Annotated in this window: 10 protein-coding genes; 4 read left to right on the forward strand and 6 right to left on the reverse strand. The window is 46.3% G+C overall.

Translation table 11 applies throughout. The features are described from left to right. Positions 1–27: 27 nt before the first annotated feature. The 3 genes from acs to QUA50_RS00245 form a co-directional block, all read right to left on the reverse strand. Positions 28–1,998 (reverse strand): acetate--CoA ligase, encoded by a 1,971-nt coding sequence (acs, locus tag QUA50_RS00235; protein WP_333258944.1) that lies wholly within the window; start codon positions 1,996–1,998, stop codon positions 28–30. A 121-nt stretch (positions 1,999–2,119) separates the two neighbouring features. Beyond that, positions 2,120–2,482, reverse strand: coding sequence for a DUF5615 family PIN-like protein (locus QUA50_RS00240; RefSeq protein ID WP_333258941.1), 363 nt, complete (start codon positions 2,480–2,482; stop codon positions 2,120–2,122). Next, positions 2,460–2,810, reverse strand: a complete 351-nt coding sequence (locus QUA50_RS00245) for a DUF433 domain-containing protein (RefSeq protein ID WP_333258940.1) — start codon at positions 2,808–2,810, stop codon at positions 2,460–2,462. The genes QUA50_RS00240 and QUA50_RS00245 overlap by 23 nt, the downstream gene beginning before the upstream one ends. A gap of 333 nt (positions 2,811–3,143) precedes the next feature. On the opposite strand from QUA50_RS00245, the gene QUA50_RS00250 reads away from it, so the two are divergent. Both QUA50_RS00250 and galT read left to right on the forward strand, forming a co-directional pair. Beyond that, positions 3,144–3,854: a restriction endonuclease subunit R gene (locus QUA50_RS00250; RefSeq protein WP_333258937.1), complete on the forward strand. Its 711-nt coding sequence runs from the start codon at positions 3,144–3,146 to the stop codon at positions 3,852–3,854. 228 nt (positions 3,855–4,082) lie between these two features. Then, entirely contained in the window at positions 4,083–5,129 is a 1,047-nt protein-coding gene (galT, locus tag QUA50_RS00255) for a galactose-1-phosphate uridylyltransferase (RefSeq protein WP_333258935.1), read from the forward strand. Positions 5,130–5,376: 247 nt separating this feature from the next. Here the strand turns inward: galT and QUA50_RS00260 are convergent, their stop codons facing one another. After that, the gene (locus tag QUA50_RS00260) at positions 5,377–5,661 is read right to left on the reverse strand and encodes a hypothetical protein (RefSeq protein WP_333258933.1); all 285 of its coding nucleotides are present in this window, start codon (positions 5,659–5,661) and stop codon (positions 5,377–5,379) included. Positions 5,662–5,817: 156 nt separating this feature from the next. Further along, positions 5,818–6,795, reverse strand: a complete 978-nt coding sequence (locus QUA50_RS00265; protein ID WP_333258931.1) for an acetamidase/formamidase family protein — start codon at positions 6,793–6,795, stop codon at positions 5,818–5,820. A gap of 450 nt (positions 6,796–7,245) precedes the next feature. Between QUA50_RS00265 and QUA50_RS00270 the strand changes: the two genes are divergently transcribed. Then, positions 7,246–9,027 carry a metallophosphoesterase gene (locus tag QUA50_RS00270; protein ID WP_333258929.1) on the forward strand — a complete coding sequence of 594 codons (1,782 nt, stop codon included), beginning with the start codon at positions 7,246–7,248 and terminating at the stop codon, positions 9,025–9,027. Positions 9,028–9,441: 414 nt separating this feature from the next. On the opposite strand, the gene QUA50_RS00275 is transcribed toward QUA50_RS00270, so the two are convergent. After that, a complete protein-coding gene (locus QUA50_RS00275) occupies positions 9,442–10,647 on the reverse strand; it encodes a DUF4336 domain-containing protein (RefSeq protein WP_333258927.1) in 1,206 nt (401 codons plus the stop codon). Positions 10,648–10,861: 214 nt separating this feature from the next. On the opposite strand from QUA50_RS00275, the gene leuB reads away from it, so the two are divergent. After that, positions 10,862–11,947: a 3-isopropylmalate dehydrogenase gene (gene leuB / locus QUA50_RS00280; protein WP_333258925.1), complete on the forward strand. Its 1,086-nt coding sequence runs from the start codon at positions 10,862–10,864 to the stop codon at positions 11,945–11,947. Positions 11,948–12,183: the final 236 nt, after the last annotated feature.

Here is a 12,183-nt window from a genome sequence, read left to right on the forward strand (position 1 = left end):
TCAGCTAAAATCTGCGGTTGCACACCCCTACGCACCACCGCGCAACTTATCCAAAACCGTCCGATCTTCCAAAGTCGAAGTATCCCCAGAAACCTCTTGTCCCGCAGCCAAAGAACGCAGCAAACGCCGCATAATCTTCCCGCTGCGAGTCTTCGGCAAAGCATCAGTAAATCGAATTTCGCCGGGACGGGCGATCGCCCCAATTTCCTTAACAACGTGCTGCTTCAACTCAGACGCCAATTCATCGCTAGGTTGCTGCGAGTTGTCCAGCGTGACAAAAGCCACAATATCCTCACCTTTAATCTCATCCGGTTTACCAACAACCGCAGCTTCCGCCACCGCTGGATGCGATACCAAAGCTGACTCGACTTCCATTGTGCCGAGTCGGTGTCCGGCCACATTAATTACATCATCAACGCGGCCCATTACCCAGAAATAACCGTCTTTGTCCTTGTGCGCGCCGTCCCCTGCAAAGTACACAAATTCCCCATCTTTTGGGTGCAAATATTCCCAATAAGTGCGGCGGAAGCGATCGGGATCGTTGTAAAGTGTACGCATCATTCCCGGCCAAGGATGTTTCACAACTAAATAACCGCCGCTTTCGTTAGTGACTGGTTCCCCATCTTGGTCAACAACATCGACCACAATTCCGGGGAAAGGTAGGGTTGCAGAACCGGGTTTTGTAGGAATTGCACCGGGCAAAGCGGTAATCATAATTCCCCCGGTTTCTGTTTGCCACCAAGTATCGACGATCGGACAATTCGAGTTGCCAATTACTCGTTGATACCACATCCAAGCTTCAGGATTGATCGGTTCGCCGACGGTTCCTAACAATCGTAAAGACGATAAATTGCGCGCGTTGGGCAAGTGTTCGCCCATTTTCATGAATGTTCTGATGGCGGTGGGTGCAGTGTAGAAAACGGTGACGCCGTATTTTTCAATTACATCCCAAAAACAGCCAGGATTTGAAGGGCGAGGAGCACCTTCATACATTAAAGTTGTCGCACCGTTGGACAGCGGGCCGTAGACTATGTAACTGTGGCCTGTAATCCAGCCGACATCAGCGGTGCACCAGTAGACATCGGTATCTTGGAGGTCGAATATCCACTTGGTTGTCATGTGGGTGTAAAGGTTGTAGCCACCTGTGGTGTGGACGACTCCTTTCGGTTTGCCGGTACTGCCCGAAGTGTAGAGTACGAACAGCATATCTTCGCTGTCCATCGGTTCGGCGGGGCAGTCGGCGGAGGCGTCTTTTTGCAAGTCGTGCCACCAAAGATCGCGCCCCGGTTCCATGTGTACTTCCTGTTTGGTGCGCTGAACTACGAGAACGTTGGTAACGCTTGGTGTGGCATTATTTGCTAATGCTTTGTCTACTTGTGTTTTGAGGCCGACGGCGGTATCTTTGCGGAAGCCACCGTCTGCGGTGATGACGAGTTTTGCTTCGCCGTCGTTGAGTCGATCGCGCAAAGCTTCTGCACTAAAACCGCCAAAAACTACGCTGTGTACTGCACCGATTCTGGCGCAGGCTAGCATGGCGATCGCAGCTTCGGGAATCATGGGCATATAAATGCCGACGCGATCGCCCTTTTGAACTCCCAATTCTTTGATGACGTTCGCCATTTGGCAGACTTCGCGGTGGAGTTGGGCGTAGGTGAGGGTGCGCGAGTCTCCGGGTTCGCCTTCCCAAATCAGGGCGGCTTTATTTTTGCGCCAAGTGGTTAAGTGGCGATCGAGACAATTGTAAGAAATGTTAATTTTGCCGTTGACAAACCATTTAGCAAAAGGCGGTTGCCAGTCGAGCACGGTATCCCAGTTTTGGAACCAGTGCAATTCTTGGGCCGCAAGTTCTGCCCAGAATGCTTGGGGGTCAGCTTTGGCTTTGTCGTAGAGGGCTTGGTATTCTTCTAGGCTTTTGATGTGAGCTTTTTGGGAGAATTCAGCGGGCGGCTGAAATAGCCGTTTTTCATGCAGAATTGACTCGATCGTATCTTGTGACATTGCTGTTAGTTTTTAGTTCAGTTACTCTTTTTAGCTATTGTGTGCATAAGTTGGGACAAAAGTATGTTTATTTTCCTTAAGACTTGGGGGAATTTGGTCAATGTTGAAGCTGCATGAGAAATTACAGCACGGGCAAATTGTAAATTCTATCTTGGTACTCATTATCAAATGATGCTTTATAAATTAGAAGCAGTAATTCAATATTTTGACCTATACTCAGCTTGGAATTCAGGATGAAAATTCCTGGAACATGGCAATTTTGCTCTAAATGCTCTGTTAAATGAACGGGCATAGAGCGGCGGTTGTTGGTAACAAGAATGAAATTGTGGTTCTCGCACCCAATAATAATTTCTGGATCGAGAGTCCCTTTAGAAGGTGCTGTTAGTTCTCCCACTGCTAGAACAACTAGATCGGGATTGCGCCTGCGAATTTGGTTAACATACGCAGGATCGACATTTTCGTCAAAGAGATACTGGATTGGCATCAGCTTTGCTCCTTGCCTCTCTTTCTGCTTTAAATTTGCGAAGTTTTTCTGTCACTGGAGGAGGATTGCGAGTTTGTTCTTCTCGCATTTTTTCTCCCCACTCCAGCCATTCGGTTATGTATTTACCGACTGCTTCTTTGTTGTGCAGGTAATACAAAATTGTCGCGTAAACTTGTTCGAGAGTGAGGGATGTATAAACGTTAGCAATTTCTTCGGGAGTTCGAGCGCGAAACAGGTATTCATAGAGAATGGTTTCGATGCCAATGCGGGAACCTTTGAGCCGAATATCATCTGGTCTGAGGAAGTTGAAATAGTCTTCTAGTTGCATAGCTGGTTCGGGGTGATATCTGGTATGATTGTATCACATGAATAGAAGATTTTTTGAGTTTTATGATGTTAACAAACAGTCCTGGACGCATGGGAGCCAGAAACCGGGTTTTTCGCCTAATCTGCTGCCTCCAATGCGTCTTTTCGTAAAAAACCCGGTTTCTAAACACTCGTGCATAAGTCCTATTTTATTAGACCTCTTGCAAAAGTCCTTTTCATAAATTTATTGGACGGGCTCTCCGGCCCATCCCACAAGAGTTATTTTTTTTGTGGGATGGGCCGGAGAGCCCGTCCTAGTTATTTTTGCAAGAGGTCTATTAAAATGCTTTTATAATTGACATTAACAGCCGATCGCACAAAAGCCATGACCCAAAATTGGGAAGCCAGCCAACTCTCTCTAAATGACGTTCGCCGCCTTCTCAAATTGGAAAGACAAATAGGAGGCTCTTTTGCTGAATTTTTATCTATGGAACCTCTGACGGATTTTGAACAGCAGGAATTATTGCTAATCGGCAATCACTTTTGGCGTCATCTAGAAGCAGGGAAAGTTTCTGCAAAACTGGTTAAATTTTTAGTGCTTTCACCGTTAATGAGATTAGCAGGATTTTTTGATATTCCGATCGTGCTGACAATGGAAGATAGCATCCCCATTGAGGTTGAGGATGCGGATACTTTAATTAAAGGGCGCTTGGATATTTTAGCGGTAAATCAGCCGGATGCAGAGCTCGCGGCGGCACAGTTTTGGATTTTGGTAGTCGAGGCGAAAAATAGCGCGTTAGCGAAGCCCTCGAAGAGGATCGATCCTTGGGCCGGTTTGCCGCAATTGCTGACTTATGCTTATAAAAGTTTGCAGCAGCAATCGTCTGTTTGGGGATTGACAACGAATGGACGTAACTATCAGTTTGTGTATCTGACGCGGGGCAATCCTTGTACTTATCAGATTTTACCGGAATTGAATTTGATTGACAAAGAGCGATCGCTCTTGTTGGCGCAAGTGTTGAAAGCGATTTGCAAGTTGCAGAATGTGCAGTTGCAGTTGGCTTAATCTCTGCAGTTAAAATCTGTGCTTACCCCTACTGCCTTGACAGATATTCTTTACCAATTTAGGCCTAATCGCCTTCTATCGTCGATGCCAACTGTTGTTGATTTATGTTGGGAACTGCTGGGAAAGTTAGAAATCAAGATTTGTTAAAAAACTGCTAGAGGTAGTGACACCAGACAAATTGTTATATACAATAATAAACGGTTAAACCCTGCAACTGAAGGTAAGAAAGTGTCTGAACTTAGACAAAATTTAATTACCAGAGATTGGGTAATCATCGCCACCGAACGGGCGACAAGACCGGATCAATTCGCCAACAAAAAAAAGTGGGCGGCAGTAGTGCCACCGCACCGTGCCGATTGCCCGTTTTGCGTGGGAAATGAGGAAGACGGAACCTTAGAAACTTGCCGTTTGGGCGATTCCCTACGGGATAGCTTCGCTTCACGCACTGAGTGGAAAGTCAGGGCAATTCGCAACAAATATCCCGCCCTCTCCCCGACAGCAGAATGGATGAGGATATCATCGGGAATTCACCGCACGATGGCGGGAATCGGCTTTCATGAAGTAATTGTAGAACATCCGCGACACGATTTGACGACAGCTTTGTTGAGTGTAGAAGAAGTTAAAAACATACTTTTAGTATACCGCAAGCGCTATGTAGAAATCAGAAAAAATCCCTACATTGAAACAATTATTATCTTCAAAAATCACGGGGAAACTGCTGGAACTTCTCTCGAACACCCCCACTCGCAGATAGCAGCGACGCCCGTTGTACCTAGCCAATTTCGCAGCCGCATCGACGAAGCTATTAGATATTTTGACGACACGGGAGAATGTCTGTTTTGCCGGACTTTGGAAGATGAATTAGCGGCGAAGGAAAGAGTCATTTGTGAGAGCGAACATTTTGTCGCTTTTATCCCTTACGCTGCACTTTCACCCTTTCACACTTGGATTTTTCCGCGCCGGCATTCCTCTTCGTTTGATGAAATTAGCGATCTGGAACTTAGGGATCTTGCTTATATTTTGAAAACTGTACTAGCTAAGCTTTATTACGGATTGAACAATCCTGATTACAACTATAATATTCGATCGGTGCCGATCGCCGAAGGGGGAACAAAATACTTTCACTGGTATATCGCAATTATTCCCAGAGTCACCAAGCAAGCTGGATTTGAGTTGGGCAGCGGGATGTTTATCAATACTGCTTTGCCCGAAGAAAGTGCAGCGTTTTTGCGATCGATCGAAATTCCTAGCGACAGTAATTTCTCCCCCATCTAAAGTATCCTACATCACAATAGGTCAAGTTTACTTAAACTGGGGGTGGAAATGCACCCAGCTATTCTGAGTTGCGAGTCTGCGTTGAGGGAGGAAATTGATATTATTTGAGATTTGAGATTAAAGAATTGGGCATAACGCACGATCTAATGGTTTAGATCGCCGGCATAAAGTTGGATTCTTTTTTTAAACTGGTATAACTTACGCTCTCAAGTTATGAACGTACAAATACTTGTGGATTTTACCAAACTCACAATAAACTTTCGACATATTGCCAGCCGTCGTCACTAAAAGTAGCTCTCAACATATCTCTAATTTTGGCATCGATCGATAATATTCCCTCACCCGACTCAACATTCTCGCCGATTTCGCAACTGTCATCAGACAGATGTTCTTGGATGTGGGCCAGAGTATCGGCGAAATTAGCCAGAAAATAATGTTCGTGCACCCACGCTGTCGGATCTGGTATTGCTGCACTCCCAAAAGCTCGATCGACTAAATCTTTTTTGGCAACATCGTCAGTCAGGTTTTTCATGTTGAGTTCGATTTACGTAAAACTGGTAACGTATCCCATTTTAAGCTTAATTGTCAACAGGATCGCGATCCCGATCGACCACAGCAGTGACAAATTTGTGTAGTTTGTGCGATCGCGATCCTAATTTTTCTGTCGCTCGCGTGTTATCATATTACCTCAAACTCGGTGGTCAATAATGTTCACATCGAGCAGAATACACTTGGGAATCATTCCGTGAACTCCTTTTTGAGGATTGTTGACAGCCTGCGTAATCCGAAAATTTACCGCTAGGGAACACAAAACATAAGCATCTTCCTCTTGGAAACCCGCAAACTTTTGCAACCAATAAACCGTCTGTTTTACCGCCATCTCAAACGCTTCATCTAATGTTCTACCAAATCCCAAAATCACAATATGAGTGGGCGTTTCTGCAAACGGAAATATCAGAAATAAATCCTTGCGTAAGATGATTTGAATAGTCCCGTTCATCGAAGTTTCAATCGCAGTACCGTCAACTTCGCCATCTCCTTGTGCCGAATGTCCGTCGCCGACGGACAGTAAACCGCCGCGCAGAAAAACAGGTAAAAATAACCGTGTTCCTGGTTGGAGTTCCTGATTGTCCATATTGCCGCCGTAGCGCCCTGGAGGAATAGAAGAACGGTTGATTTCTGCATTGGCAACGCCGATAATGCCAAAAAAAGGATGCAGGGGAATCCGAATGCCGCTACCTGCGGGAAATTCAGCAGTTTTTTGCTCTAAATCTAGCGGAATAAATCGCAATTTAGGTTCGGGGAAATACTCAGGTAAAGAACCCCATCCGGCGCGAATTGCATTAAATCCTACTGGTAAACTCGGGTAAACATCCTCAATGTGAATTTCTAAAACGTCTCCCGGTTCGGCATTGTTAACATAAATCGGGCCTGTCAGCAAGTGGGGCCCGGGGCCAACTTTGCGGTTGGGAGGCAAATTCTGACAAATATCTAAAAATTCGGGCGTGAGAAATTCGGGCGGGGCCTTGTCAGCAACATAATATCCTGAATAGGTTTCGATATCGATGCGATCGCCCGAATCGACAGTTAAAGCAGGTTCGATATTCGGAGAAAAACCGCCCAAGTGTACGGTTTTGCAGTTGGCTTTGAGAAGGTGGCGAGTCATGGGATTTTAGATTTTAGATTTTAGATTTTAGATTGAAGGAAGGGTGTTAAGAATGTTATATCGCAAGTCTCAATTATTTTTGAGAATTTTTTTTATGAACCGCAGAGGGCGCAGAGGGCGCAGAGAAAGAGAATTGAGAGCTCAGAAGATGTGAACAAATGGTTGAAGTTTGTTAGATGTGAGATATTTTACTAAGTTCTTAACTTTTTGATAATGTTGGTAGTTTAAAATTTAAAGTTGGTGGCGCGGGTTTATATGTATTTGGGGGGGAGTTCTGTTTGGCTGGTGCCCCCCCTAGAACTAATGACCGAAAGCATCCAGGATACAAGCCCCGGATTCATCGCTGGAGAAATAAAAAACCTGTATCCGATAAAGGAGCCCCCGAATTTATCCGTGGGCTCGCCTCTAAAATCTAAAATCTAAAATCTAAAATCGATTGACTTATGACTTATGTTAACGCCTTTGCCTAATAAAGTAGAAATATCTCAAGGTTATTCTCGCAATCCCTGGTTTTTTGCAGTTTTGATTTTGATTGTCCTATTGCTGGGTTTCATCATGCAATCTTACCTTAACAAACCTCAGCTTTTAACCGATCCTTTTCTGCAATTGCCAACAGCAAACTCGGTGCGAGTTGTCTGGTTTACTGAGTTTGCTGGTACTCGCAACACTGTTGCTTACGGCGAAAATTTGAGTCAAATTGCGGCGGCAAATACTGCGAAGCTAAGCCGCACTCGCGAAGACAAAGACTCGCGCATTTCCGATGAAGTCAAACAAAGCATAATTGACAGCAATCCAATTGTCCGCGACATCTGGCGACACGAAGCAGAAGTCCCCAATTTAATGCCCGGTGCTCGCATTCCTTATCGAGTCACCAGCGAAAGGAAAGACGGCGCATCTGTCAGCAGCAAAGTTTTCACTCTTTCTCCCACACCAGCAGCAGGAAAGCCGCTCAAAATCCTCCTCACTTCCGACCATCAATTGATGCCGATGACAGCAGCAAATCTCCAGAAAGTAGCCGAAACAATTGGGAGAGTTGACGCGGTTTTCATGGCTGGGGATTTAATTAATATACCCGATCGCGCTTCCGAATGGTTTGACGATTACCGAGGCCGCGCCTTCTTTCCCTCTCTGCAAGGTCGCGCCTTTTCCGAACTCGACAAAAACGGTATCAAAACAGTTTACAGCGGCGGCGAACTGATCCAACACGCGCCTTTATTTCCGGTGATTGGGAACCATGAAATCATGGGTAGGTTTTCCACTACCAGCACACTAAACGACCAGTTTAACGATCCTTTCCCCCGCACTGCTGCAGAGAAAATATACCCATACCCAACTCAAAAATCTGGGGTGACAGATAAAGATGTTTGGTTAAAAAACAATAGTTTTAATAGCGACACTTACAACGAGATTTTCAATTTACCGGGACTAAAAAATTACTATGCTGTGACTTTTGGGGACGTGCGGTTAGTGACTTTGTATGTTACGAATATCTGGCGGACTCCGAATTTAGATCCTGGTGCGAGAGGCAGGTATCGGGAACGGGACGAAGATTTTAATCATCCCGAAAAATGGGGATACGGACAGCATATTTTTGAGCCGATTGTCAAGGGCAGCGCTCAATATAATTGGCTGCAACAAGAGTTAAAAAGCTCGGAATTCCAGCATGCAAAATATAAAATTGTGATGTTTCACCACCCGCCGCATTCTCTGGGTGACAATATTGTACCTGCTTATACCGATCCAGTGCAAATAGTCGATCGCGCTCTCGATGGCGAGATTAAAATGGTGCGTTACGAGTATCCGAAACAGCAAGATTATCTGATTCGGGATGTAGTGCCGCTATTAGAAACAGCCGGGGTGCAGTTGGTATTTTACGGACATTCGCACTTGTGGAATCGGTTTGTAAGTTCCAGCGGAATGCACTTTTTGGAGACTTCTAATGTGGGCAACAGTTACGGTGCTTTTGTGGGGGAAAAGCGCCGATTTGTGCCGCCGGCATATCGGGAAGATTACAGCGCTATTGGAGACCCGAACGGATTGGAACCTGTGGTGCCGACTGTTGCGCCTTTGTTGGGGAAAGATGGGCGGCCGCTGCCGTATATTGATAGCAACGATATTACGGCTTTTACTATTTTTGATACGGGGGAGGGTACGGTTAGCAGCTACTATTTTGATACGCGGAAACCGGAGTCGGAAGTGGTGAAGTTTGATGAGTTTAAGTGCGAAAGGTAAAGGCACGGCATTGCTGTGTCCCTACAGATATCTGAGTCAACTGAGATGTTGCACTATTCTCAATTACCTGTTTAGGAACAGGCAAGATGCCTGTTCCACAAGAAAATTGAGTTTTGTGGAACAGGCATCTTGCCTGTTCTTGAAAATGGTGCAAGATGTAAAATTAAACTGAGATGTTGCACTATTCTTAATTACCTGTTTAGGAACGGGCCTCTTGCCCGTTCCACAAGAAAGAAATTCATTCTTTGTGGAACAGGCATCTTGCCTGTTCTTAACAATGGTGCAATATCTAAGATTAAACCTTTCTCAATTAGCTGTTTAGCAACGGGCAAGATGCCCGTTCCACAAGAAAGAAATTCATTCTTTGTGGAACAGGCATCTTGCCTGTTCCTAACAAAGGTGCAAAATGTAAGATTAAACCTTCTCTTTCGCAGGCGGAACCAAACCGGTTTTATTCAAACCCGCATCAATCTGCCTCAGCAATTTAAAATCGTCTTCGGGTAAGGAATTAACAGGCGAGTGTTTTTCCAGAAATGAGAATGCTTGCCGAAATTCACGCGGCCGGGAGTCGATCGCACTATCGAAATGACAAGGTACAATCCTGTGAAAGTCCCAACTCGCCACTTTATCCACCCAATCGAGAGTTTCCCTCGGCGCGCGGTTGAGAATCAAAGTCTGCAAAATCGGCGCCACAAACAACCGCCCTCCTCCCCGCAAAGCCTCAAAACATCGCACCCAATCTCTTTTCCACTTGAACGGATACAACCCGAAATAAGCTTTTCTAGAGCGTTCTGGCGCGAGGCGCGCGCTGGCAAATACCTCCGACCACGGCGGCACTTCCAGCACGCTGGGGCTAAAATACATGGCAAATAAGGCGATTCTCTGCCACCCTTTGCGCCGATTTTCCTGGGTGTCTGCCACAATGTCCGAGGCGCTTTCTTTGGCGTGAAACAGCAGCGGGTACGAGTCGAGTTGGACGATCGCGGGCGGATTTTCGGGAATGGATACCACGGAATCTGTTAACATCAGCGTGCGCGAGATCCTGTGAAATAACGCAACTTCGGCAAATTTGCCCAAACCGAGGTCGAGGGGGCCCAGAATTGCCCAGTCAAATTGATCGGCTAAGGGCGTGTTGCTGCTGTCTGAGGGCAGTACAGACGTGCGTTTGGCGGGCAAACCCAGCCAACTCAGCGGCAAATTCACCGGGAAACTCCACTGCTGCGGGGCGACAAACACCTGCGCTTCGGGAAAACACCTCGCAAAGGGGCCGACAAAAACTTTGTGCTCGATGCCGGAAACCGTTGTCAGCAGGATATACTTCACCTCGCCGTGCTCTGCTACTAACTCTTTTACCAAGCGGATGCACTCAGGAGTCGGTGCCACGGGGGCGTAGACGAGAAGGCCTTCGGGTTCTAGTTTAATTACTGTCATCCGAATCGGGACGACAACGTAAAAAATGCCTTGTAGCTGGTCAAAAGTCCAGATTGTATCCTTGACTATTTCCTTGCGGATGGTGCGCCGCTTGCTGTAGGGATAGAGGGGGACGACCGGCCAAAATGCCCAAGAATAGTCCCGATAATCAATCTGTGCTGGTGTTGGTATGCCTTCGCCCTCTGCCACTGGTGCGACTCCTTGCCGATTTTTTTTGTACGTGCGTGCGATCGAACTATTGTTAGTTATAGATTAAGTTATCCCCTTTATCAATCGGCGGTTGAAACCGCTGTCGAGAGTCAAACGAAGTCTGCCTCTGCGGACTAAGAGATCGAGAATGAATTTTTAGCTAGCTTGTCCTGATACAATGATAAGCTCGCAAAAATTTCTCAGCTTAGTAGATATGACTCAAAACTACCGCATCACTCTTTTACCAGGAGACGGCATCGGCCCTGAAATTATCGCTGTGGCGGTAGATGTCCTGAAACTTGTCGGTCAACAATTGGACATCGGCTTTGAATTTCAAGAAGCTTTAATGGGCGGGGCTGCTATTGACGCAACAGGCAATCCGCTGCCAGAAGAAACACTCTTAAAATGCCGCAACTGCGATGCTGTATTGTTAGCAGCAATTGGCGGTTACAAGTGGGATAATTTGCCCCGCGAACAGCGCCCGGAAACAGGATTGTTGGGACTGCGCGCCGGATTGGGATTGTTTGCAAATTTGCGTCCTGCGACTATTTTACCGCAATTGGTTGATGCTTCTAGTTTGAAACGGGAAGTTGTCGAAGGCGTGGATATTATGGTAATCCGCGAACTCACAGGCGGCATTTATTTCGGCAAACCGAAAGGTATTTTTGAGACGGAAACAGGCGAAAAACGCGGTGTTAATACGATGGCTTACACCGAGTCGGAAATTGACAGAATCGGGCGAGTCGCTTTTGAGACGGCCTCTAAGCGGGGCAAAAGGCTGTGTTCCGTTGATAAAGCGAATGTTTTGGATGTTTCGCAACTGTGGCGCGATCGTATTATTGCCCTTTCTTCAGAATACCCTGATGTCGAACTTTCTCACCTCTACGTTGACAACGCAGCCATGCAGTTAATTCGGTGGCCGAAACAGTTCGATACGATTGTCACCGGCAATTTATTCGGCGACATTCTTTCCGATGCGGCGGCGATGCTAACTGGTAGTATTGGGATGCTGCCTTCTGCTAGTTTGGGAGCAAGCGGGCCGGGAGTTTTTGAACCCGTGCACGGTTCCGCACCGGACATCGCCGGACAAGATAAAGCCAATCCGATAGCCCAAGTTTTGAGTGCGGCAATGATGCTGCGCTACGCCTTCAATCAACCGGAAGCTGCTAATAAAATCGAGCAAGCAGTTGTCGAAGTTTTGGATCGAGGTTATCGCACTGGTGATATCATGTCTGAAGGCATGAAACTCGTCGGCTGTCGGGCGATGGGCGATGCTTTAATTGAAGTTTTGCAAGCTTAATCGAATGGTTTGGTAGGGGCGGGTTCACCAACAATAATTATCGAAAATCAACAATCTCATAAACCCGCCCCCACCTCACCCATAACACTGGTGATATAATATCAGAAGGCATGAAACTTGTCGGCTGTCGGGCAATGGGCGATGCTTTAATTGAAGTTCTGCAAGCTTAATCGAATGGTTTGGTAGGGGCGGGTTCACCAACAATAATTATCGAAAATCAACAATCTCATAAACCC

Source organism: Microcoleus sp. M2_D5, assembly GCF_036701935.1.
Classification (GTDB): domain Bacteria; phylum Cyanobacteriota; class Cyanobacteriia; order Cyanobacteriales; family Microcoleaceae; genus Microcoleus.

Coding starts and splice junctions, on each gene's coding strand:
- QUA50_RS00260 (WP_333258933.1), bottom strand. CDS start 5,661: ATGAAAAACCTGACTGACGATGTTGCCAAAAAAGATTTAGTCGATCGA.
- leuB (WP_333258925.1), top strand. CDS start 10,862: ATGACTCAAAACTACCGCATCACTCTTTTACCAGGAGACGGCATCGGC.
- QUA50_RS00240 (WP_333258941.1), bottom strand. CDS start 2,482: ATGCCAATCCAGTATCTCTTTGACGAAAATGTCGATCCTGCGTATGTT.
- QUA50_RS00270 (WP_333258929.1), top strand. CDS start 7,246: ATGTTAACGCCTTTGCCTAATAAAGTAGAAATATCTCAAGGTTATTCT.
- acs (WP_333258944.1), bottom strand. CDS start 1,998: ATGTCACAAGATACGATCGAGTCAATTCTGCATGAAAAACGGCTATTT.
- QUA50_RS00245 (WP_333258940.1), bottom strand. CDS start 2,810: ATGCAACTAGAAGACTATTTCAACTTCCTCAGACCAGATGATATTCGG.
- QUA50_RS00265 (WP_333258931.1), bottom strand. CDS start 6,795: ATGACTCGCCACCTTCTCAAAGCCAACTGCAAAACCGTACACTTGGGC.